Annotated in this window: 29 protein-coding genes; 24 read left to right on the top strand and 5 right to left on the bottom strand. The window is 68.7% G+C overall.

Features of this window, described 5'->3' with window-relative positions; all coding sequences use genetic code 11:
• The first annotated feature begins 3 nt into the window (after positions 1 to 3).
• The 4 genes from TPAU_RS17075 to TPAU_RS17060 all read left to right on the top strand — a co-directional run bounded on the left by TPAU_RS17075 (position 4) and on the right by TPAU_RS17060 (position 3,869).
• Complete coding sequence (locus tag TPAU_RS17075; protein WP_013128001.1) at positions 4 to 189, top strand: type Z 30S ribosomal protein S14; 186 nt, start codon at positions 4 to 6, stop codon at positions 187 to 189.
• A gap of 200 nt (positions 190 to 389) precedes the next feature.
• Positions 390 to 1,763 (top strand): phosphatase PAP2 family protein, encoded by a 1,374-nt coding sequence (locus TPAU_RS17070; RefSeq protein WP_013128000.1) that lies wholly within the window; start codon positions 390 to 392, stop codon positions 1,761 to 1,763.
• Positions 1,764 to 1,783: 20 nt separating this feature from the next.
• A complete protein-coding gene (locus TPAU_RS17065) occupies positions 1,784 to 2,530 on the top strand; it encodes a hypothetical protein (RefSeq protein ID WP_083773880.1) in 747 nt (248 codons plus the stop codon).
• A gap of 70 nt (positions 2,531 to 2,600) precedes the next feature.
• Complete coding sequence (locus tag TPAU_RS17060) at positions 2,601 to 3,869, top strand: cellulase family glycosylhydrolase (RefSeq protein ID WP_218022116.1); 1,269 nt, start codon at positions 2,601 to 2,603, stop codon at positions 3,867 to 3,869.
• A gap of 3 nt (positions 3,870 to 3,872) precedes the next feature.
• Here the strand turns inward: TPAU_RS17060 and TPAU_RS17055 are convergent, their stop codons facing one another.
• Positions 3,873 to 5,117, bottom strand: coding sequence for a hypothetical protein (locus tag TPAU_RS17055; RefSeq protein WP_147291105.1), 1,245 nt, complete (start codon positions 5,115 to 5,117; stop codon positions 3,873 to 3,875).
• Positions 5,118 to 5,244: 127 nt separating this feature from the next.
• Between TPAU_RS17055 and TPAU_RS17050 the strand changes: the two genes are divergently transcribed.
• On the top strand, positions 5,245 to 5,760 hold the full coding sequence (locus TPAU_RS17050) for an OsmC family protein (RefSeq protein ID WP_013127996.1): 516 nt from the start codon (positions 5,245 to 5,247) through the stop codon (positions 5,758 to 5,760).
• A gap of 11 nt (positions 5,761 to 5,771) precedes the next feature.
• Here the strand turns inward: TPAU_RS17050 and TPAU_RS17045 are convergent, their stop codons facing one another.
• Entirely contained in the window at positions 5,772 to 8,072 is a 2,301-nt protein-coding gene (locus TPAU_RS17045; protein WP_013127995.1) for an alpha/beta fold hydrolase, read from the bottom strand.
• 228 nt (positions 8,073 to 8,300) lie between these two features.
• On the opposite strand from TPAU_RS17045, the gene TPAU_RS17040 reads away from it, so the two are divergent.
• The 7 genes from TPAU_RS17040 (at position 8,301) to TPAU_RS17010 (ending at position 14,640) form a co-directional block, all read left to right on the top strand.
• Positions 8,301 to 8,603: an urease subunit gamma gene (locus TPAU_RS17040; RefSeq protein WP_013127994.1), complete on the top strand. Its 303-nt coding sequence runs from the start codon at positions 8,301 to 8,303 to the stop codon at positions 8,601 to 8,603.
• Between the two features lie 8 nt (positions 8,604 to 8,611).
• Positions 8,612 to 8,950 carry an urease subunit beta gene (ureB, locus tag TPAU_RS17035; protein ID WP_013127993.1) on the top strand — a complete coding sequence of 113 codons (339 nt, stop codon included), beginning with the start codon at positions 8,612 to 8,614 and terminating at the stop codon, positions 8,948 to 8,950.
• Positions 8,950 to 10,647 (top strand): urease subunit alpha, encoded by a 1,698-nt coding sequence (locus TPAU_RS17030; RefSeq protein WP_013127992.1) that lies wholly within the window; start codon positions 8,950 to 8,952, stop codon positions 10,645 to 10,647. The genes ureB and TPAU_RS17030 overlap by 1 nt, the downstream gene beginning before the upstream one ends.
• The gene (locus TPAU_RS17025; protein WP_013127991.1) at positions 10,647 to 11,315 is read left to right on the top strand and encodes an urease accessory UreF family protein; all 669 of its coding nucleotides are present in this window, start codon (positions 10,647 to 10,649) and stop codon (positions 11,313 to 11,315) included. The genes TPAU_RS17030 and TPAU_RS17025 overlap by 1 nt, the downstream gene beginning before the upstream one ends.
• The gene (gene ureG, locus TPAU_RS17020) at positions 11,308 to 12,060 is read left to right on the top strand and encodes an urease accessory protein UreG (protein WP_013127990.1); all 753 of its coding nucleotides are present in this window, start codon (positions 11,308 to 11,310) and stop codon (positions 12,058 to 12,060) included. The genes TPAU_RS17025 and ureG overlap by 8 nt, the downstream gene beginning before the upstream one ends.
• Complete coding sequence (locus TPAU_RS17015) at positions 12,061 to 12,759, top strand: urease accessory protein UreD (RefSeq protein ID WP_013127989.1); 699 nt, start codon at positions 12,061 to 12,063, stop codon at positions 12,757 to 12,759. It abuts the gene before it with no gap.
• A gap of 168 nt (positions 12,760 to 12,927) precedes the next feature.
• A complete protein-coding gene (locus TPAU_RS17010) occupies positions 12,928 to 14,640 on the top strand; it encodes a purine-cytosine permease family protein (RefSeq protein ID WP_013127988.1) in 1,713 nt (570 codons plus the stop codon).
• Between the two features lie 96 nt (positions 14,641 to 14,736).
• Here the strand turns inward: TPAU_RS17010 and TPAU_RS17005 are convergent, their stop codons facing one another.
• On the bottom strand, positions 14,737 to 15,117 hold the full coding sequence (locus TPAU_RS17005; protein ID WP_013127987.1) for a DoxX family protein: 381 nt from the start codon (positions 15,115 to 15,117) through the stop codon (positions 14,737 to 14,739).
• A gap of 468 nt (positions 15,118 to 15,585) precedes the next feature.
• Between TPAU_RS17005 and rpsH the strand changes: the two genes are divergently transcribed.
• The 9 genes from rpsH (at position 15,586) to map (ending at position 21,191) form a co-directional block, all read left to right on the top strand.
• Positions 15,586 to 15,984 (top strand): 30S ribosomal protein S8, encoded by a 399-nt coding sequence (gene rpsH / locus TPAU_RS17000; RefSeq protein ID WP_013127986.1) that lies wholly within the window; start codon positions 15,586 to 15,588, stop codon positions 15,982 to 15,984.
• A gap of 13 nt (positions 15,985 to 15,997) precedes the next feature.
• The gene (gene rplF, locus TPAU_RS16995) at positions 15,998 to 16,537 is read left to right on the top strand and encodes a 50S ribosomal protein L6 (RefSeq protein WP_013127985.1); all 540 of its coding nucleotides are present in this window, start codon (positions 15,998 to 16,000) and stop codon (positions 16,535 to 16,537) included.
• Positions 16,538 to 16,540: 3 nt separating this feature from the next.
• On the top strand, positions 16,541 to 16,945 hold the full coding sequence (gene rplR, locus TPAU_RS16990; protein WP_013127984.1) for a 50S ribosomal protein L18: 405 nt from the start codon (positions 16,541 to 16,543) through the stop codon (positions 16,943 to 16,945).
• 43 nt (positions 16,946 to 16,988) lie between these two features.
• Positions 16,989 to 17,636 carry a 30S ribosomal protein S5 gene (gene rpsE / locus TPAU_RS16985; protein WP_013127983.1) on the top strand — a complete coding sequence of 216 codons (648 nt, stop codon included), beginning with the start codon at positions 16,989 to 16,991 and terminating at the stop codon, positions 17,634 to 17,636.
• Positions 17,637 to 17,639: 3 nt separating this feature from the next.
• Positions 17,640 to 17,819 (top strand): 50S ribosomal protein L30, encoded by a 180-nt coding sequence (rpmD, locus tag TPAU_RS16980; protein ID WP_013127982.1) that lies wholly within the window; start codon positions 17,640 to 17,642, stop codon positions 17,817 to 17,819.
• Between the two features lie 3 nt (positions 17,820 to 17,822).
• A complete protein-coding gene (gene rplO / locus TPAU_RS16975) occupies positions 17,823 to 18,281 on the top strand; it encodes a 50S ribosomal protein L15 (RefSeq protein ID WP_013127981.1) in 459 nt (152 codons plus the stop codon).
• A gap of 257 nt (positions 18,282 to 18,538) precedes the next feature.
• Positions 18,539 to 19,858, top strand: coding sequence for a preprotein translocase subunit SecY (gene secY / locus TPAU_RS16970; RefSeq protein ID WP_013127980.1), 1,320 nt, complete (start codon positions 18,539 to 18,541; stop codon positions 19,856 to 19,858).
• Positions 19,855 to 20,400 carry an adenylate kinase gene (locus tag TPAU_RS16965; protein ID WP_013127979.1) on the top strand — a complete coding sequence of 182 codons (546 nt, stop codon included), beginning with the start codon at positions 19,855 to 19,857 and terminating at the stop codon, positions 20,398 to 20,400. The genes secY and TPAU_RS16965 overlap by 4 nt, the downstream gene beginning before the upstream one ends.
• A 56-nt stretch (positions 20,401 to 20,456) precedes the next feature.
• Positions 20,457 to 21,191, top strand: a complete 735-nt coding sequence (gene map / locus TPAU_RS16960) for a type I methionyl aminopeptidase (protein WP_049826008.1) — start codon at positions 20,457 to 20,459, stop codon at positions 21,189 to 21,191.
• Here map and TPAU_RS16955 read toward each other — a convergent pair.
• Positions 21,175 to 22,560: a cation:dicarboxylate symporter family transporter gene (locus TPAU_RS16955; protein ID WP_013127977.1), complete on the bottom strand. Its 1,386-nt coding sequence runs from the start codon at positions 22,558 to 22,560 to the stop codon at positions 21,175 to 21,177. The genes map and TPAU_RS16955 overlap by 17 nt on opposite strands.
• 186 nt (positions 22,561 to 22,746) lie before the next feature.
• Between TPAU_RS16955 and TPAU_RS16950 the strand changes: the two genes are divergently transcribed.
• Together TPAU_RS16950 and TPAU_RS16945 are read left to right on the top strand one after the other, a co-directional pair.
• Positions 22,747 to 23,511 (top strand): MerR family transcriptional regulator, encoded by a 765-nt coding sequence (locus TPAU_RS16950; RefSeq protein WP_013127976.1) that lies wholly within the window; start codon positions 22,747 to 22,749, stop codon positions 23,509 to 23,511.
• A gap of 69 nt (positions 23,512 to 23,580) precedes the next feature.
• On the top strand, positions 23,581 to 24,255 hold the full coding sequence (locus TPAU_RS16945) for a hypothetical protein (protein WP_013127975.1): 675 nt from the start codon (positions 23,581 to 23,583) through the stop codon (positions 24,253 to 24,255).
• Positions 24,256 to 24,364: 109 nt separating this feature from the next.
• Here TPAU_RS16945 and TPAU_RS16940 read toward each other — a convergent pair whose 3' ends face one another.
• On the bottom strand, positions 24,365 to 25,690 hold the full coding sequence (locus TPAU_RS16940; protein ID WP_013127973.1) for a bifunctional o-acetylhomoserine/o-acetylserine sulfhydrylase: 1,326 nt from the start codon (positions 25,688 to 25,690) through the stop codon (positions 24,365 to 24,367).
• Between the two features lie 60 nt (positions 25,691 to 25,750).
• Between TPAU_RS16940 and TPAU_RS16935 the strand changes: the two genes are divergently transcribed.
• The gene (locus TPAU_RS16935; protein ID WP_013127972.1) at positions 25,751 to 26,296 is read left to right on the top strand and encodes an NUDIX hydrolase; all 546 of its coding nucleotides are present in this window, start codon (positions 25,751 to 25,753) and stop codon (positions 26,294 to 26,296) included.
• Positions 26,297 to 26,330 lie beyond the last annotated feature (34 nt).

Below are 26,330 nucleotides of genomic sequence, written 5' to 3'. Positions count from 1 at the left end.
GCCATGGCAAAGAAGGCGCTGGTCAACAAGGCCAACAAGAAGCCGAAGTTCGGCGTTCGCGCGTACACGCGGTGCAACAAGTGCGGCCGCCCGCACTCGGTGTTCCGCAAGTTCGGTCTCTGCCGTGTGTGCCTGCGCGAGATGGCGCACGCCGGCGAGCTCCCCGGTGTGCACAAGAGCAGCTGGTGAGTGCAGCCCGGGCCTGACCCGGGTGAACTGACGCAGACGAAGGGCACGCATCCCCCGGTGGGATGCGTGCCCTTCGCTGTCGGCTGGGTATCACCGCAGACCAACCCGGGTTCGCGATCGCACAGAGAATGCGCGAGATGCGTCACGAAACGGCGAACAGACTTTCCCCGTTACCGCTGGGTTAACTATGATTTCACCTCATGTTGGTGCGTGCAGACCAGGCGCTACCACGCGGGCCGCGTGGGGAGCGGCCCGACCGTCGCTGGGGGCGGCGCGAGTGGACCTGGGTGGTCGTGGTCATGGTGGGCTTCGTGCTCGCCGTCGAGGCCGCCGCGATCTACTACGACCTGCGCGGCCCGGTGCGCCTGCTCAGCGATGACTTCTTCGGGCGCCCGGTGGCCGGTGAGGTGAAGGTCGCCGGTCTGGCGCTCGCCGTGATGTGCATGCCGCGCCGGTTCCGAGGGTGGTTCCTGGCCACCGTCGTCGGCGTGGAGATCCTGTTCAACATCCAGCGCTATCTCGCCGGCGAGCACCTGCACTTCGGCAACGGCGTGATGTGGGCGCTGGCCGGTTTGGCCGTCTACGCGCTGTGGCAGCTCAAGGGGCGCGATCAGGAGGTCACGCTCAAGGCCGTCGGCATCGCCGCGATCCTCATCGTGACCAGTCGGGTCGCCGGGGTGTGGCTCGAACTGACGATGCAAGCGCTGCCGTTCGTCGCCGACTGGTTCGTCGAGGTGGCCGACCGCGCGCTGGGGAGCCCGTCGTGGGTGATGGGCCGGTTCGTGAACGAGCACGAGTGGTACCTGTGGCTGATCACGAAGGTGTACACCTACCTGCCCGTGGGGGCGGCGGTGGTCGCATACTTCCAGCTGCGGCGCAGCTCCACCGAGGGCTTCCCCCGGCACCACATCGTGCGCTCGTTCATTTTGATCGGCGCGATCGGCCCGGTCGTCTACTTCCTCTTCCCCGTGGTCGGCCCCGCCTACGCGTTCGGCGGTCAGGTGCCCGGCGCCGCGTGGCTGGACGTGTGGCCGAACGTGGTGCCCACGTCGCTGGAGCCGATCTCCGCGTATTACAGCCAGCTCGCCCCGCGCAACTGCATGCCCAGCCTGCACACCGCCTGGGCCACGGCCATCCTGCTGCACGCGCTCCGCGGCCCACGGCTGCTCAAGGCCTTCGGCGTCTTCTGGTTCGTGTGCACCCTCTCGGCCACGCTCGGTATCGGCGCGCACTACGGCATCGATCTGGTCGCCGGTTTCGTCTTCGCGCTCACGCTCGAGACCGCGCTGGTGCGGCCGGAGGACGGCTGGCACCGTCGCCGGTTGCTCACCATCGCCGGGGGTGCGGGCACCTTCGCGGCGATCCTGGTGGCCACCCGCTACCTCAGCGTGCCGATGGCGCAGAGCGGTCCGGTGGCGGCGGTCCTGCTGCTCGGCAGCGCTGCCGCGATGGCCTTCGCCTACTACCGCGTGGCATTTCCGTCGAGCGGGGCGGTGCGCCTCGGAGCCGTGGTCGACGGTGCTGTGCCGACCGTGCTGCCGGGAGCGGTGGAGGCGCCGCGCCTGCGCGCGTGATCACGCGATAGGTTCTCCTGGTGAGTGGGAGTCGGCGGCGGGCGCGTGGACCGGTCATCGCGATCGTCGCCGCCGCCGCACTTCTCGGCCTCATGGCGGTGCGCCCGTTCGGCCCGATCCCGTTGCTGTTGCTCGGCGGTGTGGCCGCGGTGGCCATCATCATCGGCGTCTCCGGCGGGGGCAACCCCACCGCCGGTACGGCCGATCCGGTGCAACCTCGGCGCGCTCCCCGTCCGACTGCGCGTCCGTCGGCGCCGGCCGCTGCGCCCGCCCCGACCGCCCGGGAGCGGTGGGAACGCGCCCGCGCTCGGCACGACGAAGTCCTCTCCGAATACGGCGCGTACGAGCTGGATCCGGAGATGCTGCTGCGCTTCCCCGCGATGTGGGATCTGGGCGCCGCGAAGGTGATGGCCTTCCACGACGCCCTCGATCACGCGGGGTCGCTGCGCACCGACGACATCCCCGACGAGGCCCGCGCCGACGCCTACGCGAAGGCCGTCACCGACCTGCGCATCACCTGGATCGCCGCCGACCGCTACGCCCGCAGCACCGGTCGCGACAACCTCGCCGCCGAGGACGTCCGCGATCTGGACCGCGGGCTCAAGCTGTACCGGCATGCGCAGGCCGCCGAATCCGCGGAGCGTGCCGCGTATCTGGAACAGGTGGTCGCGACCATGGACCGGCTGGTCGACCGCGGGGTCCTCACCCGTACCCCGGTGATCCGCGCCGAGCTGGAGGGACGTGCGCGGAGGGCGATCGAAGGCTAGCCGTCCCGACGCGCCCGATGTCCAGTTTGTGACTGAAGTTGTAAATGGTGCGTATGGTATTGGTGTGGATATGACGCGCAGAGCGATGCTTGCCATGGCGGCGGCCACCGTCCCGGCGACGATGCTCGCCGCGCGAGCCGCGGCCGACCCGGGGTCGGGTGCGGGCTCGGGTGGAACGGTACCGGGGACCCCGGGAGCGGTGCCGTCGGTTCCCGCGACCCGGTGGACTCCCGAGCGGGCGCAGCAGTGGCGCGAGCAGGCCGGCTGGATGGTGGGCTGCAACTTCATCAATGCGAACGCGGGCAACCAGTTCGAGATGTTCCAGGCGCAGACCTTCGATACCAACCGGATCAACACCGAGCTGGCGTGGGCTCGCGGCCTCGGGATGTCGGTGATCCGGGTTTTCCTGCAGGACCAGTTGTGGACCGCTGACCCCGCCGGGTTCACGCAGCGCCTGGACACCTTCCTGTCGATCGCCTCGGCCAATGGCATCCGCACCATGTTCGTGCTGTTCGACTCCTGTTGGGACCCGAACCCCAAGCCCGGGGTGCAGCGCGAGCCCACACCCGGCGTGCACAACTCGACCTGGGTGCAGAGCCCGGGGGCCGCCGGCCTCACCAACGCCGACACCAGTGCCCTGCAGGCCTATGCCACCGGTGTGGTCAAGGCCTTCGCGAACGACCCGCGCGTGGTCGCCTGGGACGTGTGGAACGAGCCGGAGAACCTCGCGGACTCCTACCCGCTGAGCCCGCCTGACAAGGTGGCCCGCGTGGCGCAGTTGCTGCCCAAGGCGTTCGAGTGGGCCCGTGCCGGGAACCCGTCGCAGCCACTCACCTCCGGCGTGTGGGCCGACACCCGGCCCGAGATCCGCACGATCCAGCTGGAGCAGTCCGATGTGATCAGCTTCCACAGCTACGATCCGCCGGAGAAGTTCCGCTCGATGGCCGCAGACCTCGCCAAGGAGGGGCGCCCGCTGCTGCTCACCGAGTACATGGCCCGCGCGCAGGGCAGCACCATCGAGACCATCCTGCCGATCTGCAAGGAACTGAAGATCGACGCGATGCAGTGGGGCTTCGTGGCCGGCCGCAGCCAGACCTACTATCCGTGGGACTCGTGGAAGCAGCCTTATGTGGGTGCCCGCCAGCCGCGCGAGTGGTTCCACGACATCCTCTGGCCCGACGGTAGGCCGTACCGTGACTCCGAGGTCGCGACGATCCGGCAGCTCACTGCGGGCACCACTGCGCCGGCTCCCGCAACCCAGGCGCCCGCGCAGCCCGCGCCACCGCAGCAGCAGGCCGCCGCCCCGCAGGCGCCACAGCAGCCGCCCACGGCGCAGTAGCGGTCAATCCGCGCGGACGAATGTCCCGTCGAGCCGGTAGTAGGCATCGCTCGACGGGCCGAGCCCGAGATGGAGGACGGGTGGCGGGTTGCGCTGCCGGAGGGCGGACGACGAGGCGTCCTGGCCGATCTCCAGGCTGATGGCGTGGGTGTCCACCGTGGCGACCTTCCGCCGCTGCACCAGGTCGGCCCGCGCGGTGTCGATTCCTCCCGCGGTGACCGCGGTCAGGGCGAAGGCGGAGGAGGCGCTGCCGGTATCGGGTTCGAGCCGGACCACCGGGAACGTACCCACCGTCTCTTCGAGGGAGCCCGACCGGCCCCCTCCTCGGATGTCGATCTTCACGGTGCCGGGATCGGTGTGCGGCACCGCATCGGCCGTGGGCTTGTACACCGCGTACGACAGGCCGCCGAGCACCGGCTGCCTGGGATCGATACCGTTGCTGCGCAGCAGCTTCTCGGCGGCGGGCAAGAACCCGTCGACGCTGACCAAGCCCAGGTTGTCGGGGAGCGCACCGGTGTGATCGACCTCGACCTCCTCGCCGGACATGCTGAACGCGGCGACCAGCTTCCGGTCGGAACTGCGCCGCTGCACCTCGATGCCATCGGAAGCGTGCCGGAAGGAACGGTCGATGCCGATCCGGTCGGCCGCGGCCGTCACCGCCGCGGCGGCGCGGGTCAGGTCGAGGTGCGCGAGATCGGCGCGGCGGAACGTCGATTCGCCCCGGTCCCGGGACGGAGTCCGGCTCGGGTCGTACCACCGGTCGCTCGACCGGGAGTAGTTGGCGTACACGGATTGCCCTGCCGCCAGATCGAGAACGTAGACCTGCGTGGAGGTCTCGTCGATATCGATGCGCAGCACCGAGTCCGCCCCGCCGGGCAGGAGCTCGTCGGCCTTGTCGAGCGCCGCGCGCATCTCCGAGTTCGGGTCCGGCACGGGGCTGGCGGCGTGCTCGGCATCGACCGCCGGGGTGGACGACGAGCCGCGTGATTCCGAGATCACTGCGACGGCGGGAAGGCCCGCAGACAGCACCACGATCCCGGTGATGAGCAGGGTCACGGCCACCGTTCCCGACGGTGCGCGCCGCATCCGGTACGCGAGCCCCACGATCGCGGCGACGGTGCCGATCGCCCAGATCACCGCGGCCGTGCCGCTGCTCACGGATGCACCCACCAAGCCGACCGTGGTGGTCAGCACCAGGGCCACGGAGGCTGCGGACGCCTGCTTCGCGGTCAACTCGGTTTCGGACACGCGGATCAGCCTATCGGTCACGGGCGCACAGGAATCAGCGTGAGCCCAACACGTGTGTTCGCGAGTGCACCGAACCTACCGTCGCGCTATCGGGGCCGTCCGGCGCCGGGCACACGAGGAGACCGCCATGACCGCATCGACCACCGGCGCGCTGACCGCCATCATCGACGTCACCCGCGACGCCGTCACCCGCAACACCGCCAACGCCCACGTCGTCTTCTCCGCCTCCGCAGTGCCGAAGGGCACCGTCGGCAGCGTGAGTACCGCCCGCCAGCACACCCTCGCCGTCGATGAGCCGCCCACCCTCGGTGGCGAGGACACCGCGATCAACCCCGTCGAGGCCTACCTCGGCGCGCTGCTGGCCTGTCAGGTGGTCACCTACCGCTTCTACGCCGACAAGCTCGGGGTCACGATCGACGAGCTCGCACTGAGCGCTGAGGGTGACCTCGACGTACGCGGCTTCTTCGGCCTGGAAGACGGTGTGCGCCCGGGCTTCACCGCCGTCCGGGTGACGGTGAACATCTCCGGGCCGGATTCGGCGGATCGCTACCGAGAGCTCACCGACACCGTGGACGCGCACTGCCCGGTGCTCGATCTCACCCAGAACCCGACGCCCGTCACCACCACCCTCGTGGTCGGGTAGGCGCCGCGCCGCTACGCGGCGGGAGCCGCATTCGCCGCACCCGCTCCGCTCGACTCCGGGCCGGGAGCGGCACGTGTTTCGGCGGTCGTTGCCGGTTCGGTAGGTGCGGTCGCGGAACTCGGCGACGGCGTGGTCTGCTCGGTCGCGCCGACGGCGGGATTGGAATCCTCGGTCGTGCTCGGTTCCGGCTTCGCCGTGGACGGATCCGCGGCAGTCGTCTCCGGTGCGCGACCGGCCGCGTGGTCGGAGGGCGTTGCAGGGCTGGAGCTTTGGGTCGCCACCGCGGACTCCGGAATGCTGCTGGTCGCGGTGGATGCCGGGCGTGCATCGGCACCGTCCGGATCCACGTCCGCCGTGATACCGGCGGCGAGTGCGGCCGGTGCGGGCTCAGGGTCAGTCGCGGGTGTCTCCCGAGGCGCGAACACCGGCCGGGGCACCACCGAGACGGCGTCGACGTTGGGGCCGGGAGTGGACAGCAGGCGATTGAGGTCGGTATCGGGGATGGTCGGACCCGTGACCTGCGGGGAGGCGATCCGCATCCTGGTGACGAAGTCGCGCACGGGCTTGAGGTAGTCCACCGCGGTGACGGCCGTCTCGGGTGCACGGGTGATGTCAGTGGTGCCGCTGGCCAGGTAGTCGAGCACCGCGCGGTCCACGGTGGTGTTGCCGATGCGGAACACTCCGTGATCCCCGCCCTCGACGGTGATCAGGTGGCCGCCGAGTGCCTCGGCGAGACTCTCACCGCCACCGGTGGCGGGGTCGGTCAGGCTCTGCAGGAGCAGGGGCGCGGTGGTGAGACCGTCGCCCGACCAGGGTGCCGGATTCACGTAGCCCCAGCTCATATAGGTGAAGGCGCGCGCGATCGCCGCCTTGGCCCGGAGGGTGGGGGTCGACTCACCGGCGGCGCGCGCCCGCTCGAGATCCTGCAATGCTTCGTCGCGCAATGTCACGAACTTCGGATCAGGGGTGTCCCGGACGCTCCCCGTGCGCCCGAGCTCGGCCGAGCTGGCGTTGACCGCCACTCCCTGTGTCGCCGACAGGCCCTCCGCGGCAGTCGTCCCGGCGTGCCCGACGTACGGGGAGAGGGCGCCGACGCCGCGCAAGAGCGCCGTTGCCGCCGGATTGATCGTTGTGGGGTCCGCGAGCCGCGCCAGCGCCTTGGTATCGATGGGCCGCAGCACGAGATCGATCTGATCGGCGTACAGCGACCAGTTCCGGCGGGTGTACATGAAGGTCGTGGCGTTCACCAGGAGTGGGCTCTCCGGGTAGCCACCGGCCACGGCTGTGCTCGTGACTTCGCCCCGGCTCGCGGCGGCCGCGAGGCGCGCGGCGAAGTCACGCTTGGACGTGTCCCGGATCGTGGCGTTGAGATCGGGAAGGATCGCGTTCGCATCGGCGCGCATCGCCGGCGGCAGATCGTTCGCGCGCAGTTCCGGGGGAAGGTAGTTGAAGACCCACGACTTCGGGTCCTCGACGAGCCGGGCGCTGTTCCAGGCCGAGTACACCTTGTACGGAGTGTCGCCGAGTCCGAAGACGGAGTTGTTCGCCGCCGCCCAGTCGAAGAAGTCGTACAGGCGTCGCTCGAAGACCTCTTCGGCGCGGGCGTTCGCGAGCTCGCCGGCCCCGACGCCGCGCGTCACGGGGTCGATGTTCGAGTCCAGGATCATCTTGTCGACGTTGCGCGGGAACAGGGTGGCGTACGCGGCACCGAGTTCGGTGCCCCAGGAGGCGCCGTAGTAGTCGATCTTCTCGACGCCCAGCGCTTTGCGGAGTTCGTCCATATCGCGGGCGATGTTCTCGGTGGTCAACGTCTTCTTGTACGCGTCGTCGGCGAGGTCGGTGCAGGTCTGCGCCGTGCTGCACTGCAGGCTGGTGCCGTGCAGCAGGCCGCGCGGCTGCAGCCCGATCAGGATGTAGTCGCGGAACAGCTCGCGCGGGGTGGCGAACGTGTCGCCCCAGAAGTCCAGTGCCGAACCTCCCGGCCCGCCCGGGTTGCCGAAGATCACGCCCTTGGGGGTGCCGGCGGGGATGAACCCGGTCGCGAGGATGTCGAAGGATCCCGCCGCGGGATCCTGGTAGTCCACCGGCACGCGGATGGTGGTGCACTTCGCGACGGCACCGTCCGTGTTGACCACCTTGACGTCGCTGGGGCAGTCGCCCCAGGCGACGGAACTCGTCCCCGTGCTGGTGGTGGTGGCCGACGCGGTGAACGAGGTGACGCCGGGGGCGAGGGTGACGACCACGGCGACGGTGAGCGCGAGGCCGGCCGGTCGGCCGGATCCGCGGGCGAAGGGAGATTTCCGAGCGAACATGCGATTCCTTCACATGGGGCTGACAACGATTGTTTGCAGTTGTGGTTGTAGCACAACGTCGGTCTGAATTTCTCCCGATCGCGTCCGTATCGCACCCTTCGGCTCACCGATTCCGTCATATCGCCCCGTGTCGCCGATCAGGTGCGGCACGCGGTGCTCGTGTTACTCGCGCGTTAAGCCCTTGTTGCGGGTTGGGTCCGCGCCCGGGCGTGGTGCCAGAATCTCGGCATGCACCTGACCACGGGCGACACGGAGAAGCTGCTGCTGTCCGTCGCCGGCATGGTGGCCCGCGACCGGCTCAGCCGCGGCGTGGCCCTCAACCACCCCGAAGCCGTCGCGCTGCTCAGCACCTGGGTGATCGAGCGCGCCCGTGAGGGCCGTTCGGTGCCCGAGCTGATGGACGAAGGCCGCCGGGTCCTGACCCGCGACCAGGTGATGCCCGGCGTTCCCGAGATGATCACCGACGTCCAGGTCGAAGCCACGTTCCCCGATGGCCGCAAGCTGGTCACCCTGCACCATCCCATCGACTGAGGCGGCTGATGGCACACACGAGTGACTCCGGCCCGGGCGCGATCCGGGTGCGGCCCGGCACCGTCGAACTCAATCCCCGGCCCGACGGCGAGCGGATCACCCTGGTCTTCGTCAACACCGGCGACCGGCCCGTCCAGATCGGCTCGCACCTGCACCTGCCCGATGCGAACTCCGCGCTGGAATTCGATCGCAGCGCAGCGCACGGCTACCGCCTCGACATCCCGTCGGGCACCTCGCAGCGGTTCGAGCCCGGCGCCTCCCGCACGCTCGACGTGGTCACCATCCGCGGACTGCGCCGCGTGCCCGGCCTGCAGATCGGCCGCGACGTGGAGCTGGGGGCGATCTGATGCGCATCGACCGCGAGCGCTACGCCGCGATCTACGGACCCACCGCGGGCGATCAGGTGCGCCTCGCCGACACCGACTTGTGGATCGAGATCGAGAAGGATCACACCGTCGGCGGCGAAGAGGCCGTGTTCGGCGGCGGCAAATCGATCCGCGAATCCATGGCCCAGTCCGCCGTCACCCGCGCGCAGGGCGCGCTGGACACCGTGATCACCAACGCGATCCTCCTGGACTGGTGGGGCATCGAGATCGCCGACGTCGGAATCCGCGACGGCCGGATCGTCGCGCTGGGCCGGGCCGGAAACCCCGACGTGGCCGACGGTGTGCACCCGGATCTGGTGATCGGGCCGTCGACCGACGTGATCTCCGGCGAGGGCAAGATCCTCACCGCCGGCGCCATCGACTCGCATGTGCACCTGCTCTCGCAGTCCCAGCTGCACGAGGCACTGTGCACCGGTATCACCACGGTGGTGGGCGGAGGCACCGGTCCGTCGGAGGGCTCCAAGGCGACCACGGTGACCCCCGGCGCCTGGCATCTGGCTGCGATGCACCGTGCGCTGGACGGTATTCCGTTGAACATCCTGCTGCTGGCCAAGGGCAACACCGTCTCCGCGGAGGCTCTCAGGGAACAGGCCCTCGGTGGCGCCGCCGGATACAAGGTGCACGAGGACTGGGGCTCGACCCCGGCCGCGATCGACGCCGCCCTGCGCGCCGCGGACGACTGGGGCCTCCAGGTCGCGCTGCACTCCGACTCGCTCAACGAGGCGGGCTTCGTGCAGTCCACGATCGATGCCATCGCGGGCCGCTCGATCCACGCTTTTCACACCGAGGGCGCCGGCGGCGGACACGCGCCCGACATCCTCACCGTGGCCTCGCTGCCGCATGTGCTGCCCGGCTCCACCAACCCGACGCTGCCGCACACGGTGAACACCGTGGCCGAACACCTCGACATGCTCATGGTGTGCCACCACCTCAATCCCGCCGTGCCGGAAGACCTCGCGTTCGCCGAATCCCGCATCCGCGCCACCACGATCGCTGCCGAAGACGTGCTGCACGATATGGGCGCGCTGTCGATCACCAGCTCCGACGCGCAGGCGATGGGCCGGATCGGTGAGGTGGTGTGCCGCACCTGGCAGGTGGCGCACGTGATGAAGCACCGCCGTGGCAGCCTCGGCGGCGCTGCCGACAACATCCGTGCCAAGCGGTACGTCGCGAAGTACACGATCAATCCCGCTGTGGCGCATGGTATCGACCACGAGATCGGCTCGGTGGAGTCGGGCAAGATGGCCGACCTTGTGCTGTGGGACCCTCGCTTCTTCGGCATCCGGCCCGAGGTGGTGGTCAAGGGCGGCGCATTGGTGTGGGCCGCGCTCGGCGACCCGAACGCCTCGATCCCCACGCCGCAGCCGGTGCTCATGCGCCCCACCTTCGGCGCCGACGCCGGAGCCGATCACGCCGTCACCTTCGTCTCACCCGCGGCCCTCGACGACGGCCTCGCCGATCGGCTCGGGTTGCGCCGCAGGCTACTTCCGCTCGCGCCCACCCGCGCGGTCACCAAGGCGCAGATGCTGGGCGGCAACGATGCACTGCCCGATATCCGAGTCGAGCCCGATACGTTCCGGATCACCGTCGACGGTGACGAGATCCTGCCCGCTCCCGCCGCCGAGCTGCCACTCGCACAGCTGTACTCGATGTTCTGATGATCGGTACCCTGCCCTCCGGGGTGCTCGCGATGACGCTGGCCGACGCGCGGCTGCCGTCCGGGGGACACGCGCACTCCGCGGGTATGGAACCCGCTCTGCTGGCGGGGCTCCCCGCCGCCGAGGCGCTGCCGCTCGCGTTGGCACGCGCCCGCACCACCTCACTGGTCGAGGCGGGAACCGCCGTCGTGGCCCGGCATCTCGCCCGGTCCGGTGAAGACCTCGCGCCGGTCGAGGCGGCCTGGGCTGCGCGCACCCCGGCACCGTCGATGCGGGATGCGGCGCGCGTGCTTGGGCGCGGTTACCTCCGGCTCGCCCTGCGCCTGTGGCCCGACGATCCGGCGCTGCGCTCCCTGCCCCGCACCCCGGCCCGCGCGGTGGTGATCGGTGCGATGGCCGCCGCCGCCGGAACCGGCGCCGACGAGCTCGTGCGTACCGTGGTCTACGACGAGGCCGCGTGCGCGGCGGCCGCCCTGCTCAAACTCGAGCCGGGGGATCCGGTACTCGCCACCGAACTGGTGCTGCGCGTGTGCGCCGCCACCGAACCCGAGGTGAGCGCCGTCGCCGCGCTCACGGACCCGGCGGACATCCCCGCCGGGTCGACCCCGCAAGCCGAGGAGTGGGCGCAGGTCCACGCCGTGACGAACAAGAGGTTGTTCCGTGCCTGACCAGCTGCCCGATACCCAGAACCCCCCGCGCGCACTGCGGCTCGGTGTCGCCGGACCCGTCGGCACCGGCAAGAGCTCGCTCATCGCCACCATCTGCCGCACGCTGGCCGATCGGCTGCGTCTGGGCGTGATCACCAACGACATCTACACCGACGAGGACGCCCGGTTCCTGCGCTCGGAGGGGGTGCTCGAAGCCGACCGGATCCGCGCCGTCGAGACGGGTGCCTGCCCGCACACCGCCATCCGCGACGACGTCACCGCCAACCTCATCGCCGTCGAGGACCTGGAGGCCGACCACGGCCCGCTCGACGTGGTGATCATCGAGTCCGGCGGCGACAACCTGACCGCCACCTTCTCGCCCGCCCTGGTCGACGCCCAGATCTTCGTGCTCGACGTGGCCGGCGGCGGCGACGTGGCCCGCAAGGGCGGCCCCGGCATCGCCCGCGCGGACCTCCTGGTGGTCAACAAGACCGACCTCGCGCAGTACGTCGGCGTCGACGTGCCGCAGATGGTGGCCGACGCCACCGCTGCCCGCGAGGGCGGCCCGGTACTCGCGCTCTCCCGCACCGATTCCGCCTCCGTCGCGGAATTGGGGGAGTGGCTGCTCGGGCTGCGCACCCAGTACCTCGGCGGTGATCATGTGGCCGTCGACCCCGGGCCGATGGCTCCGCACTTCCACGCCGATGAGGAGCACGATCACGTGCACCCGCACGAACACGATCACGCGCACCCGCATACTCACTAGGTGAGCGCCGCAGCAGTCGCGGTCCGTGCCGCGTCGCCACGCGCGCACGTCGACCTGGTCGGGGGCACGGTCGTGCCCCGGCTGGTGTCGCGTACCCCCGCCGGCGCTCGCATCGCCCTGGTGGCCGGCGGCGCACTCCTGCTGCCCGGCGACGAGGTGCGGATCGACATCACGGTGGGCGCCGGCGCGAGCCTGGAGCTCGAGGACATCGGCGGCACCGTCTGTTACGGCGAGGCCGACGGTAGCGGACCCTGGTCCCGCTGGACGGTGCACGTCAGCGTCGAGGCCGGTGGGCGATTGAGGTGGGACGGTTTGCCACTCGTCGTGGCCGACGGTGCGCGGGTGCACCGTCGGACCTGCGTGGCGCTCGCCGAGGGCGCGACCGTCGTGCTCCGCGAGACCAGCGTGCTCGGACGCTCGCACGAGCGCGGCGGCGAACTGCGTGCCGAATTCGTCGCCGAAGACGGGATGCCCCTGCTCGTCGAGGATCTGCGCGTGCGCGGCGAAGCGCCCGAACCCGGCGTCCTCGGTGGGCGCCGCGTGTACGACACCGTGACCGCCCTCGGCTTCCGTCCGCCGGCGGTCCCCGGGCTCGATGTGCTCGACCTCGACCGGCCCGGCACCGTCGCCCGATACCTGGGCGATGAGGCGCACCGGAGCCCGCTCGAGGGCGTCACCGCTGCCTGGACAGATGGCTAGAGCAACGAAGAAGTATGCCCCGACCTGCAACTTCTCGCGAATGTAAACAGATCCCGGTGTGGAGTTAACTCGGCGTAGCGTGCCGGAAACATCAGCGCGGCGCGAGCGCAACACCACCTTCCTACGTTTTCCGCCAGGCGGCGATGCCGCACGGAAACGGAGGATCAGATGACCGATCAGCTGACACCGAAGGACACCGCCACGGCGATGCCTTCGGCGGAGCAAAGCGCGCTGCGGGAGACGCTCGAGGACTACACCCTGCGATTCGCCCCGCGCAGCTACCGCAAGTGGGGACCCGCGGTGGTCGCGACCTCGGCTCTCGGCGGCATCGCGTATCTCGCCGACTTCGCCATCGGCGCCAACATCGGCATCGCGGGCGGCACCGGCAACGCGCTCATCGGCATCGGCTTCTTCGCCCTGGTCATCGTGCTCACCGGCTACCCGCTCTCCTACTACGCGGCCCGGTACAACATCGACCTCGACCTGATCACCCGCGGTAGCGGCTTCGGCTACTACGGCTCGGTGCTCACCAACGTGATCTTCGCGAGCTTCACGTTCATCTTCTTCGCACTCGAGGGCTCGATCATGGCGCAGGGCCTCAAGCTGGGCCTCGGCATGCCGCTGTGGCTGGGCTATCTGGTGAGCTCGGTGATCGTGATCCCGCTGGTGATCTACGGCATGAAGAGCCTGGCGAAGCTGCAGGTGTGGACCACTCCGCTGTGGCTGGTGATGATGGTGCTGCCCTTCGGTTACCTGCTCTTCCAGCACCCCGACGCCATAGAATCGTTCTTCGCCTACAGCGGCACCGACATCGTGCGCGACGCCTCGGGCACCGTGATCTCCGCGACCCCTGCCGGCCACGGCGTCTCTTTCGCCGGCGCCATGCTCGCCGCCGGTGTGTGCCTGTCGCTCATCGCGCAGATCGCCGAGCAGATCGACTACCTGCGGTTCATGCCGCCCAAGACCGCCGAGAACAGCCGCAAGTGGTGGATCGCCGTGATCACCGCCGGCCCCGGCTGGGTGTTCTTCGGCGCCATCAAGCAGATCGTGGGCCTCTTCCTCGCGGTCTACCTGATCGCCCAGACCGCCGAGAACGCCGGTATCGCCAACGAGCCCGTGCACCAGTTCCTGGAGATCTACAAGGACTTCATGCCCGGCTGGCTCGCCATGACCCTGGCCGTGATCCTCGTGGTGATCAGCCAGATCAAGATCAACGTGACCAACGCCTACTCCGGCTCGCTGGCGTGGACCAACAGCTTCACCCGCGTCACCAAGACCTACCCGGGCCGGCTCGTGTTCGTCATCTTCAACGTGGCGATCGCGCTGGGCCTGATGCTCGCCGACATGTTCAGCTTCCTCAACAGCCTGCTGGCCTTCTACGCCAACTGCGGTATCGCATGGATCGTGGTGGTCGCGAGCGATATCGCGATCAACAAGTACCTGCTGAAGATCTCGCCGAAGGTGCCCGAGTTCCGTCGCGGCATGCTCTACAACGTCAACCCCGTGGGTTTCGTCTCGGTGATCGTTGCCGCGGGCCTGTCGATCATGGTGTTCTTCGGCCTGCTCGGGTCCACGCTGCAGCCCTACTCGCCGCTGGTCGCGCTGGTGCTGGCGCTGGTGCTGCCGCCGGTCCTGGCGCTGGCCACGCAGGGCAAGTACTACCTGCGGCGCACCGACGACGGCATCGATCTGCCGATGTTCGACGCCGACGGCAACCCGTCGGACGCGAAGCTGCTGTGCTGTGTGACCGGTATCGAATTCGAGCGGCCCGACATGATCGCCTCGAACGTGCCCGGCCCGAACGGGGAGAAGCAGTACATCAGCTCGCTCGCGCTCTCCTGCGACAAGTCCGGCGAGCACGTGCTTCCCGCGCAGAAGTAGCGGGCCACCGCTCCCAGCCGGGAGCTGGTGTCCCCGCACATCCTCGGCCTCCCTCATGCAGGTTCATGGGGGAGGCCGAGGCATGTGAGGGAGGCGTCACGGGTTCGACGGTGCGCGCGGCGGGCCGGACGCCGCAAGCGCGGCGTAGAAGGTCAGCAGCGAGGAGGCTCCGACGAAGTTGAAGCGCAGGTCGCGCGCCCGGAGGTGCGCGCCCACCGCCACGCTGAAATACAGCGTGAGCATCGTGGTGGTCACGCGGCCGAGCCGGGGGAATCTGGGCGCCGCCGCGAGCCCGACCGCCGACGCGGCCTTGACCAGCGGGAAGAACCAGCGATGCTCCTGCGGCCAGTGGACATCGTCGAGGCACCGGCGTACGTACGGGATCGGCGGCACGCAGATCGCCGCGTCCGTCGCCTGCAGGGCCGCAGCGAGCCGGTACAGCCGCGGATCGCGGAGAACGTCAGTACCTGTGCGCATGACCTCACGGTAGGCCGCCGATGCGGCCGTTCCGGGGCATTTCGCTGGACGTCCCGCCATCGTCGCCCCCGCGCCGCACCCATCCGCGGCTCCGGCGTGGCGTCCCCCATCGGACGATGCTCCGGGGGTGGGGGAGGAAACGCCAGCCGCTCCCCTCGGCGTCCCCCGCGCGGCGGACGGGTCGCGGATGGGCGGCGGCGACGGTGACGATTCGACTCTGACCGGCAGTTTCTCTACACTAGTGAGGTTGCCTGTCGTGCGTGAGCACGGCCGGCGCACCTCCCTGAACCGGCACGGATTCGTCCCGCCGGTCCGGAATCCCTGCGGGGCAACGGCTTCGCAGGACGGTTTGCTTCGTAGTAGGCCCACCGTCGGACGCATCAGGCCCGCGTATCCCGTGAGGATTGGCTGGCACCAGTGCGCCGTCGTTGCATGGGAACCGCTGCGAGAAAGGTAGACGAATCTGTCATGACCATGACTGATCCGATCGCAGACTTCTTGACCCGTCTGCGCAACGCCAACTCGGCGTACCACGACGAGGTGACGCTCCCGCATTCGAAGATCAAGGCGAACATCGCCGAGATCCTCAAGTCCGAGGGTTACATCACCGACTTCCGTACCGAGGACGCCGAGGTGGGCAAGAGCCTCGTCGTTTCGCTGAAGTACGGCCCCAGCCGTGAGCGTTCGATCGCCGGCCTGCGCCGCGTGTCGAAGCCCGGTCTGCGCGTGTACGCGAAGTCCACCAACCTGCCGAAGGTCCTGGGCGGCCTGGGCGTGGCGATCATCTCCACGTCCTCGGGCCTCCTCACGGACCGTCAGGCAGCCAAGCAGGGCGTGGGCGGCGAAGTCCTCGCTTACGTCTGGTAAGGGGACAACAAACATGTCGCGTATTGGTAAGCACCCCGTGGTCGTTCCCACGGGTGTCGACGTGCAGATCGCCGGCCAGGACGTCACCGTCAAGGGCCCCAAGGGCCAGCTGGCGCTGACCGTTTCCGAGCCGATCTCGGTGTCGAAGAACGATGAGGGCGCCATCGTGGTCGCCCGTCCCGACGACGAGCGGCGCAACAAGGCGCTGCACGGCCTGTCGCGGACCCTGGTCGCCAACATGGTGACCGGTGTGACCGAGGGTTACACCAAGAAGCTGGAGATCTACGGCGTGGGTTACCGCGTGGCGCTCAAGGGTAAGGACCTCGAGTTCTCCCTGGGCTACAGCCACCCGGTGCCGATCGAGGCGCCCGAGGGCATCACTTTCGCGGTGGAGAGCCCCACGAAGTTCTCCGTGTCCGGCATCGACAAGCAGCAGGTCGGCCAGATCTCGGCGGTCATCCGTCGTCTGCGTCGCCCCGACCCCTACAAGGGCAAGGGCGTGCGGCACGAGGGTGAGCAGATCCGTCGCAAGGTCGGAAAGACGGGTAAGTAACTCATGGCAACTCAGACTGAGAACATCAAGCGTGTCCCGGTGGGCAAGGACGTCTCGACTCGTCGTCGGACGAGCAAGGCCCGCCGCCACTTCCGCCTGCGCAAGAAGATCGAGGGCACCGCGGTTCGTCCGCGCCTCGCCGTCAAGCGCTCCAGCCGGCACATCCACGTGCAGCTGATCGACGACCTCAAGGGCCACACGCTGGCCTCGGCGTCGACCCTCGAGGCGGACGTCAAGGCCGCGGGCGGCGACAAGTCCGCTCAGGCCAAGAAGGTCGGCGAGCTGATCGCCGCCCGTGCCAAGGCCGCCGGTGTGGATGCCGTGGTGTTCGACCGTGGTGGCAACAAGTACCACGGCCGCATCGCCGCGCTCGCGGACGCCGCTCGCGAAGGCGGGTTGACGTTCTGATGCAGACCACCACCAAGTACTCCACCGAACGAAAGGCAGCCTGATGCCCGGACGTCAGCGTCGTGACGGCGGCAACAACGGCCCCGCCGGAAACAACGGTCCCGACAACAACAGCAACGACCGCCGCGGCGGTCGTGGTCGCGATCGCGACCAGCGCGGTGGTCGTGAGGCCGAGAAGAGCAACTACATCGAGAAGGTTGTCACCATCAACCGTGTCTCGAAGGTCGTGAAGGGTGGTCGTCGCTTCAGCTTCACCGCCCTCGTGATCGTCGGCGACGGCCAGGGCATGGTCGGCGTCGGTTACGGCAAGGCCAAGGAAGTTCCCGCGGCCATCCAGAAGGGCGTCGAGGAGGCTCGGAAGAACTTCTTCCGCGTCCCCATGATCGGCAACACCATCGTGCACCCGGTTCAGGGTGAGGCCGCGGCCGGCGTCGTGCTGCTGCGTCCCGCCAGCCCGGGTACCGGTGTGATCGCCGGTGGCGCCGTGCGTCCCGTGCTCGAGGCGGCCGGCGTCCACGACGTCATCGCCAAGAGCCTCGGCTCGGACAACGCCATCAACGTGGTCCACGCGACCGTCGCCGCTCTCAAGGAGCTGCAGCGTCCGGAGGAGGTCGCGGCTCGTCGCGGCCTGCCCATCGAGGACGTCGCTCCCGCGGGCATGCTGCGTGCGCGTGCAGGTCAGGGAGCGTAATTCATGGCACAGTTCAAGATCACCCAGGTGCGCGGCACGATCGGCACCAAGCAGAACCAGCGCGACAGCCTGCGGACGCTCGGCCTGAAGGGCATTCGTAAGAGTGTCGTTCGCGAGGACACCCCGCAGAACCGCGGCCTGATCCAGGTCGTGTCGCATCTCGTGGAAGTGGAGGAGGTGTAACCAATGGCTATCAAGCTGCACGATCTCCGTCCCGCCAAGGGCGCGAAGACCGAGAAGACCCGTGTGGGTCGCGGTGAGGGCTCCAAGGGCAAGACCGCCGGTCGCGGTACCAAGGGCACCAAGGCGCGCAAGAACGTCCCCGTGGCGTTCGAGGGCGGCCAGATGCCGCTGCACATGCGGCTGCCGAAGCTCAAGGGCTTCAAGAACCGCAACCGGGTCGAGTACCAGGTGGTGAACGTCGGCGACATCGCTCGCCTGTTCCCGCAGGGCGGCACCATCGGCATCGACGAGCTCGTCGCTGCCGGCGCGGTTCGCAAGAACCGCGTCGTCAAGGTGCTCGGCGACGGCGAGATCAACGTCAAGGTGGACGTGACGGCGACCAAGGTCACCGGCGCCGCCAAGGCGAAGATCACCGCTGCCGGCGGCTCGGTCACCGAGCTCGCCCCCTCGGCCGAGGCGTAGTCCGCCTCGTTCGACTAGCGTGAAGACCGCGGCAGGCGCCGGAAACGGGGCCTGCCGCGGTTCTTCTTTCACGACCGGTCGTCTCGTCCGCCTCCTGCCGGGCGACACCGCCGTGAACAGCCGCGATGGGTGCGGCTGTTAGAGTTCTAACGTTTGCAGGATTACCGATGAGGACACGCCGCTCCCGCCTGCGGGTGTAGCGCGTGTCCATGAGCGTGGGGTGGCCCGCCCGGGCCACCCGGCTGCCAGGAGGATGTGTGCTTTCGGCCCTAGTCCCGATCTTCCGGACCCCCGACCTGAGGCGGAAGATCCTGATCGTCCTGGGCATCCTCGTGCTCTACCGGTTCGGCGCCACCCTGCCGTCCCCGGGCGTGAACTTCCGCAACGTCAGTGAGTGCGTCGACGATCTCGCCAACGGCGCCAACGCCGACGTCTACTCGCTGATCAATATGTTCTCCGGCGGCGCTCTGTTGCAGCTGTCGGTGTTCGCGATCGGCATCATGCCGTACATCACGGCTTCGATCATCGTGCAGCTGCTGATGGTCGTGATCCCCCGCTTCGAGACTCTCCGCAAGGAGGGCCAGGCGGGCCAGGCCAAGATCACGCAGTACACCCGTTACCTCACGGTGGCGCTGGCGCTGCTGCAGGCCACCGCGATCGTGGCGATGGCCTCGCGCGGCAGCCTGCTGCAGGGCTGCACCAAGCCGATCCTCGATAAGACCGACATCTTCTCGCTGATCGTCATCGTGATCACCATGACCGCGGGCGCCGTCCTGGTCATGTGGTTCGGCGAGCTGATCACCGAGCGCGGCATCGGCAACGGCATGTCGCTGCTGATCTTCGCGGGCATCGCTTCGCGCCTGCCGGCCGACGGCCAGAACATCCTGCAGAGCCAGGGCGGCCTCACCTTCGGCCTCGTCCTGTTCGCGGTGTTCCTGATCATCATCGCGGTGGTCTTCGTCGAGCAGGGCCAGCGCCGGGTCCCGGTGCAGTACGCCAAGCGCATGGTGGGCCGCAAGATGTACGGCGGCTCGTCGACCTACCTGCCGCTGAAGGTGAACACCGCCGGCGTGATCCCGGTGATCTTCGCGTCCTCGCTGCTGTACCTGCCGCAGCTGATCATCCAGCTCGTCTCCGGTGGCCAGTCCACCGCCGGCTGGGTGCAGTGGATTCAGACCAACCTGGTCAACCCCGGCAGCTGGGTCCACATCGCCGTGTACTTCGCGCTGATCATCTTCTTCACCTACTTCTACGTGGCGATCACCTTCAACCCGGAGGAGCGCGCCGACGAGATGAAGAAGTTCGGCGGCTTCATCCCGGGCATCCGCCCGGGCAAGCCCACCGCGGACTACCTGAACTACGTGCTGCAGCGGATCACGCTGCCGGGCTCGCTGTACCTGGGCATCATCGCGATTCTTCCGAACCTGTTCATCGAACTCACCGGTAGCGGATCGAACATGAGTAACCTGCCCTTCGGTGGCACGATGGTGCTCATCATCGTGGTCGTGGCCCTCGACACGACGAAGCAGATCGAGAGTCAATTGATGCAACGCAACTACGAAGGATTCCTCAAGTGAGACTGGTTATTCTCGGCCCTCCCGGGGCGGGCAAGGGTACGCAGGCGGAGAAGCTGTCGGAGAAGTACGGAATCCCTCACATCTCCACCGGGGATCTGTTCCGCGCGAACATCAGCGAGGGCACCGAACTCGGTGTCGAGGCCAAGAAGTACATGGACCGCGGCGAACTGGTCCCGTCGTCGGTCACCGTCGACATGGTGCGTTCGCGTCTCGACGAGCCCGACGCCGTCAACGGCTTCATCCTCGACGGCTTCCCCCGGTCGACCGATCAGGCCGATTCGCTCGCCGAGATCCTGGTGCCGCGTAACGAGAAGCTCGACGCCGTGATCTCCTTCGAGGTCCCCGAGGACACCGTGGTCGAGCGCATGCTGGCCCGCGGCCGCGCGGACGACACCGAAGAGGTCATCCGCAACCGCATGCAGGTCTACGCCAAGCAGACCGCCCCGTTGCTGGACTACTACGGCGACTTCGTCACCCACATCGACGCCGTCGGCACCGTCGACGAGGTGCTCGCGCGGGTGACCACCCAGCTCGATAAGTGAGCAGGTTCCGCCGCAACAAGACCGTGCCCTTCCGCTCCGCGGGAGAGCTCGACGCGATGGCCGCCGCGGGCGCCGTCGTGGGCCGCGCGCTCGTCGCGGTCCGCGAGGCCGCCCGCGTCGGCGTTTCCACCCTCGAACTCGACGAGGTCGCCGAGACGGTGATCCGTGAGGCCGGCGCGACCCCCTCGTTCAAGGGCTACCACGGCTTCCCCGGCTCGATCTGCTCCTCGGTCAACGACGTGGTCGTGCACGGCATCCCCGACCGCTCGACGGTCCTGGCGCCGGGAGATCTGGTCTCGATCGATTGCGGCGCCATCCTCGACGGCTGGCACGGCGACTCCGCGTGGACCTTCGGCGTCGGCGAACTCGCCCCCGAAGACGAGGATCTGTCCGAGGCGACCCGACTCGCCATGGAGGCGGGGATCGCCGCGATGGTCGACGGTGCACGCCTGACCGACGTCTCGCACGCCATCGAGACCGCCACCTACGCGCAGTCCGCCCGGCTGGGCCGTGACTTCTTCATCGTCGACGGCTACGGCGGGCACGGCATCGGCCGGGAGATGCACATGGAGCCCTTCCTCGCCAACGAGGGCGACCCGGGGAAGGGGCCGCGGCTCGTCGTGGGCTCCACTCTCGCCATCGAGCCGATGCTCACCCTCGGTACCGCGGATACCTCCGTGCTGGAGGACGACTGGACCGTCGTGACCGACGACGGTTCCCGGTCCGCCCACTGGGAGCACACCGTCGCCGTTACCGCCGACGGTCCGCGCATCCTCACACCGCGTCCCTGACCTGCGGCGAGGACGGCGGGACCGACCGCGTATCGGTCGTGTCGGTGGGTGAGGGCTCGGCGAAAGGCAGCTCCGGCACCTCCTCGCCGTTCATCACTTTCCGCATCCGCTCGGTATCGAGCTGCCCCTCCCACTTCGCCACCACGAAGGTGGCCACGCAGTTGCCCAGCAGGTTCACCGACACGCGCATCGAGTCCATGATGCGGTCCACCCCCAGCAGCAGCGCGACCGCGGCGACCGTGATCTCGGGATGCCCGAGCGCGGTGACGGTGGCGGAGAGCGCGAGGAACGACGATCCCGGCACCCCGGCCATGCCCTTCGACGTGAGCATCAGGATCAACACCGCGGTGATCTGCTCACCGAGGGAGAGGTCGACGCCGAGCGCCTGAGCGAGGAACATCAGGCAGATCGCGAGATAGAGGGTGGCGCCGTCGAGGTTGAACGAGTACCCCGTGGGCACCACGAGTCCGGTGGCCGCGCGGGAGCACCCCGCATGGGTCAGCTTCTCCATGATCTTCGGCATCACGGCCTCCGTGGAGGCGGTGCCGAGCGCGAGCAGGAATTGATCTTTGGTGTACCGCAAGAACTTCCAGAGGTTGAGTCCCACCGCGAATCGCGCCACGAGCGCCAGCACGAGGATGAACAGAGCGGCGGCCACGTAGCAGGCGAGAATCAGTTTGCCGAAGCTGGCGAGGGAGGCGATGCCGTACTTGCCGATGATGCTCGCCATCGCCCCGAAGGCGCCTATCGGCGAGAGTCGCATGATCGCACCCATGATGGTGAAGAAGATCTGGCCGAGCTGTTCGATCGTGCGGCCGACGATGGTCGGGCCCGCCGTGCTGAACGTGGCGAGCGCAAGCCCGAACAGCACGGAGAAGAACAGCACCTGCAGGGTGTTGTTGGTGGCGAAGGCGTTGATCACCGACGAGGGGATCACACCCAGTAGGAATTCTGCGAAGTGCGGGAGAGAGCCGTCCTTGGTGGCCTTGTCGATGGCGGCGGCACCATCGGACAGGGTCGCGGGGTCGATCCGGAAGCCGGCGCCGGGGCGCATCACGTTGCCGACCACGAGGCCGAAAACCAGGGCGAACGTGGTCACCACTTCGAAGTAGAGCAGGGCTTTGATGCCGATCCGGCCCACCGACTTCAGGTCGCCGACGTGCGCGATGCCCACCACCACGAGACAGAAGATGATCGGCTCGATCACCATCTTGATCAGCGCGAGGAATCCGTCCGAGAAGGGCTTCATGGTCGCGCCGAACGCCGGCGCTAGCCATCCGACGAGGATTCCCGCCACGATTCCAACGATCAGCTGAGGGAACAATCGCCGGTAGATCGGCGTGCGTGACGGTGTGGGGGCGGCGTCCATCCCGGCACCGTAGGGGCGGCGTGTGTCGCTGCTATTGCGTCCCGGTTTCCCAGGCGGACAGTGTATTCGCGATCGCATCGCCCAGGGCGAACAAGGTGCTCCGGACAGCGGTACCGTCAGGTCGGGCAGAGAGCGCAATCATTGTCGCTTGACCCTCACGCGACGTGAGGGCAGAAGGTGATCGGTGTGAACGACGGGAAGCAGCAATTCCACACGGTGGGCGCGATCGCGCGCCTGACCGGAGTGAGTGTTCGCACGCTGCATCACTACGACGACATCGGGCTGGTGCCGCCCTCGGGGCGCACCGGCGCGGGATACCGCGTGTACTCCGATGCCGATGTCGAGCGTCTGCACCGGGTACTGACGTACCGGGAGTTGGGCTTCCCCCTCGAGCAGATAGCGACCCTGCTCGACGATCCGTCCGCCGATGCGATGGCGCACCTGGAGGAGCAGCGCAAGCTGCTCTCCGAGCGGATCGACCGTTTGCACCGGATGGTCGCGGCTGTGGAGGAGATGATGAACAGGAAGAGGGGCGGAATCACGCTCAGCGCTGAGGACCAGGCCGAGATCTTCGGTCACGACTGGCTCGGCGAGGGCTACGCCGAGGAGGCGGAGCAGCGCTGGGGCGACACCGACGCCTGGAAGCAGAGCGCCGAGCGCACCGCGAAGCTGAGTAAGGACGACTGGAAGCGGCTCAAGGCCGAGGGTGATGCCCTGGAGGCGGCACTGGCCGACGCGCTTGCGCGCGGCGTCGTCCCGGGCTCGCCGGAGGCGAACGCGCTGGCCGAGCGACACCGCGAGGGCATCAATCGCTGGTACGACTGCGATCACGCCATGCACGTGTGCGTGGCGCGGATGTACGTCGACGATCCGCGGTTCCGTCAGCACTACGAGGATGTCGCGCCGGGGCTGGCCCGGTACGTCTACGACCTCGTCGTCGCGAACGAGTAGTCGTGTCGGGCCGTTCGGGTGCTGTTCGCGGCACCCGAACGGCCCGAAACTTCGCGCTAGGCTGGCTGCGTGGAGTGGTTGCTACACAACTGGTGGTTGTTCTTCGTCTTCGGTGGCTCGATCAGCGCCGGTGCGAAGGGCGTCGCGGCCTGGAACGAGCGTCGCGCGAACCGCCGCCTGGAGCGCTACCGCATCAAGCAGGAGACCAAGGTCGCGATGGCGCAGGCCAAGGGAATGGGCCGGATCGACGCGGCGCAGGCCAAACGCGAGCTGGAACGCGTCACCGCCGAACACGATGCGGTGGATACCCGCTGGTTCGAGTACGAGACCGATCTCGCGACCATCCTCGACTATCCGATGATGATCGACCTGCGCGAGCCGCTCACCGTCGAATTCCACACCGCCAAGCGGCGCGCCGACCTCCTGCGTCCCGCGACCCCGGAGCAGAGCACCGGCATCGAGGAGTACCGGAACGCGGTACACGCCTACGCCGCCGCATTCGATGTGGCCGAGCAGGAGGCGCAGCGCCGCCGCCGCGGTGACTTCGATCCGATGGAGCAGGAGCGTCTGGCCCGGGCACAGCGGCTCCTGGCCGTCGCCCTCAACGGCGGCGCCACCGGGGCGGAGCGGCAGCAGGCCTACCAGCGGGCCCGGAAGGAACTCGAGGGCCTGCTCAACCTACCGCTGCCCGCAACCGTCGCTCTGGAGCGGCAGGTGCGGGCAGCGTTGGAGAGCTCGAACTAGTCGCGGCTAGGTGCAACCGCGGCGCACCGCGGTGGTCCAGGGGCCGTCGTCGGTGAGGACGGTCCGGATCGCGTGCCCCAGCCACCGCAGCGCGCGCATCACGTGCCCCCTACGACGCGCCGGCCGCGGCGGGAACCTGCGCTGATGCCGCGGCGGCGAGGCCCACCCGCAGATCGGCGAGGATGTCGTCGATGTGCTCGATGCCCACCGCGAGGCGCACCAGGCCCGGCGTGACGCCGGCCTCGAGCTGCTCCTGCTCGGTGAGCTGCGAGTGGGTCGTCGAGGCCGGGTGGATCACCAACGAGCGGACGTCGCCGATGTTCGCGACGTGGCTGTGCAGTTGCAGGGCGTCCACGAAGGCCTTGCCCGCGGGGACGCCGCCGGACAGCTCGAAGGCGACGATGGCGCCGGCGCCCTTGGGCAGCAGCGACTTCGCGCGCTCGTAGTACGGCGACGAGGGCAGCCCGGCGTAGATGACCTCGGTGACGCCGTCCTGACCGGAGAGGAACTCGGCCACCTTCTGCGCGTTCTCGACGTGCCGCTCCACCCGCAGGCTCAGCGTCTCGATCCCCTGCGACAGCAGGAAGGCGTTGAACGGGGAGATCGCCGGGCCCAGGTCACGCAGGAGCTGCACGCGGGCCTTGAGCGCGTAGGCGGGCTCGCCGAGGTCGGCGAAGACGACGCCGTGGTACGACGGGTCCGGCGTGGTGAAGTTCGGGTGCCGGCCTTGCGTCCAGTCGAACTTCCCGCCGTCCACGATGACGCCGCCGATCGCCGAGCCGTGGCCGCCGAGGTACTTGGTGGCCGAGTGCACCACGATGTCGGCGCCGTGCGCGAGCGGGTTGAGCAGGTACGGGGTGGCCACGGTGTTGTCGACGATGAGCGGTACGCCGTTCTCGTGCGCGACACCGGCCACGCCGGCCACGTCGAGCACGTGTCCGCGCGGGTTCGCGATCGTCTCGGCGAAGAAGGCGCGGGTGTTGGGGCGGACGGCGGCGCGCCACTGTTCCAGGTCGTCGGGGTTCTCGACGAAGGTGACCTCGATGCCCAGTTTGGCGAGCGTGTAGTGCAGCAGGTTGTAGGTGCCGCCGTACAGGTAGGGGGAGCTCACGATGTGGTCGCCCGACTCCGCGACGTTGAGGATCGCGAGGGTCTCGGCGGCCTGGCCCGACGCCACGAGCAGCGCCGCGACGCCGCCCTCGAGAGCGGCGATCCGCTGCTCGACCGCGTCCTGGGTCGGGTTCATGATCCGGGTGTAGATGTTGCCCGGCTCGGCCAGCCCGAACAGCGCCGCGGCGTGATCGGTGTTGTTGAACGTGTACGACGTGGTCTGGTAGATCGGGAGCGCACGCGCGTTGGTCGCACCGTCGGGCGTCTGCCCGGCGTGGATCTGCGTGGTCTCGAAGTGCCAGGCGGGGCTGTCCGGAGTACTCATGGGTGCGATCCAAGTGCAACCGCCGCTCACCGTAAAGACTTTGGCTCATACAGTAGGGAAATGGCCGGCGATGAGGTGGTGGCGCTCTACGACGACGCGGGGCGCCCGTACGGTGCGGCGACCCGCACTCGGGTGCGTGCCGCGAACCTGCGGCACGGCACCACTGCGATCCTGGTCTTCGACAGCGCCGACCGCATCTACGTGCACCGTCGCACCGCGGTCAAGGACGTCTACCCCGGTCTGCGTGACTTCTGCGCGGGTGGGGTGCTCCTGGCAGGGGAGTCGCCCGACGACGGTGCCGCGCGGGAGGCCTTCGAGGAGCTCGGGGTGCACGGCGTCGAGCTGGTGCGGGTCGGTACGGCCGATTACGCCGATCCGATGACCCGGTTCGTGTGCTTCCAGTACGTCTGTACCTACGACGGTGCGATCGTCTGGCAGCCGGAGGAGGTGTCCGGCGGTGAATGGATGACGCGTTCCGACCTGCTGGCGGCGGTCGCCGCCGACCCGGGCGACTTCGTGCCCGACTCGGTCGAGACCGCGCTGCACCTGGTGAAGGGTGGGGTGGCGCCGACGACGGGTTTCGGCCGGGATTCGTCCGACGAGTAGTCAGCGAGTAGAATGGGCAGGTAGCGCGGCGTTC

The organism is Tsukamurella paurometabola DSM 20162 (assembly GCF_000092225.1).
GTDB classification, from domain to species: domain Bacteria; phylum Actinomycetota; class Actinomycetes; order Mycobacteriales; family Mycobacteriaceae; genus Tsukamurella; species Tsukamurella paurometabola.
Note: the sequence above shows the minus strand (reverse complement) of the source record. Positions and strands in the feature narration are given on the sequence as shown.

Excerpts from the sequence above, each read along its gene's own strand:
- ureB (WP_013127993.1), top strand. The coding sequence starts at position 8,612 with ATGGCACACACGAGTGACTCCGGCCCGGGCGCGATCCGGGTGCGGCCC.
- rpmD (WP_013127982.1), top strand. The coding sequence starts at position 17,640 with ATGGCACAGTTCAAGATCACCCAGGTGCGCGGCACGATCGGCACCAAG.
- TPAU_RS17025 (WP_013127991.1), top strand. The coding sequence starts at position 10,647 with ATGATCGGTACCCTGCCCTCCGGGGTGCTCGCGATGACGCTGGCCGAC.
- TPAU_RS17070 (WP_013128000.1), top strand. The coding sequence starts at position 390 with ATGTTGGTGCGTGCAGACCAGGCGCTACCACGCGGGCCGCGTGGGGAG.
- rpsH (WP_013127986.1), top strand. The coding sequence starts at position 15,586 with ATGACCATGACTGATCCGATCGCAGACTTCTTGACCCGTCTGCGCAAC.
- rpsE (WP_013127983.1), top strand. The coding sequence starts at position 16,989 with ATGCCCGGACGTCAGCGTCGTGACGGCGGCAACAACGGCCCCGCCGGA.
- rplO (WP_013127981.1), top strand. The coding sequence starts at position 17,823 with ATGGCTATCAAGCTGCACGATCTCCGTCCCGCCAAGGGCGCGAAGACC.
- TPAU_RS17050 (WP_013127996.1), top strand. The coding sequence starts at position 5,245 with ATGACCGCATCGACCACCGGCGCGCTGACCGCCATCATCGACGTCACC.
- rplR (WP_013127984.1), top strand. The coding sequence starts at position 16,541 with ATGGCAACTCAGACTGAGAACATCAAGCGTGTCCCGGTGGGCAAGGAC.
- TPAU_RS17005 (WP_013127987.1), bottom strand. The coding sequence starts at position 15,117 with ATGCGCACAGGTACTGACGTTCTCCGCGATCCGCGGCTGTACCGGCTC.
- TPAU_RS17040 (WP_013127994.1), top strand. The coding sequence starts at position 8,301 with ATGCACCTGACCACGGGCGACACGGAGAAGCTGCTGCTGTCCGTCGCC.
- TPAU_RS17030 (WP_013127992.1), top strand. The coding sequence starts at position 8,950 with ATGCGCATCGACCGCGAGCGCTACGCCGCGATCTACGGACCCACCGCG.
- TPAU_RS16935 (WP_013127972.1), top strand. The coding sequence starts at position 25,751 with ATGGCCGGCGATGAGGTGGTGGCGCTCTACGACGACGCGGGGCGCCCG.
- TPAU_RS16955 (WP_013127977.1), bottom strand. The coding sequence starts at position 22,560 with ATGGACGCCGCCCCCACACCGTCACGCACGCCGATCTACCGGCGATTG.
- TPAU_RS17010 (WP_013127988.1), top strand. The coding sequence starts at position 12,928 with ATGACCGATCAGCTGACACCGAAGGACACCGCCACGGCGATGCCTTCG.
- map (WP_049826008.1), top strand. The coding sequence starts at position 20,457 with ATGGCCGCCGCGGGCGCCGTCGTGGGCCGCGCGCTCGTCGCGGTCCGC.
- TPAU_RS17045 (WP_013127995.1), bottom strand. The coding sequence starts at position 8,072 with ATGTTCGCTCGGAAATCTCCCTTCGCCCGCGGATCCGGCCGACCGGCC.
- rplF (WP_013127985.1), top strand. The coding sequence starts at position 15,998 with ATGTCGCGTATTGGTAAGCACCCCGTGGTCGTTCCCACGGGTGTCGAC.
- TPAU_RS17060 (WP_218022116.1), top strand. The coding sequence starts at position 2,601 with ATGACGCGCAGAGCGATGCTTGCCATGGCGGCGGCCACCGTCCCGGCG.
- TPAU_RS16940 (WP_013127973.1), bottom strand. The coding sequence starts at position 25,690 with ATGAGTACTCCGGACAGCCCCGCCTGGCACTTCGAGACCACGCAGATC.
- TPAU_RS17075 (WP_013128001.1), top strand. The coding sequence starts at position 4 with ATGGCAAAGAAGGCGCTGGTCAACAAGGCCAACAAGAAGCCGAAGTTC.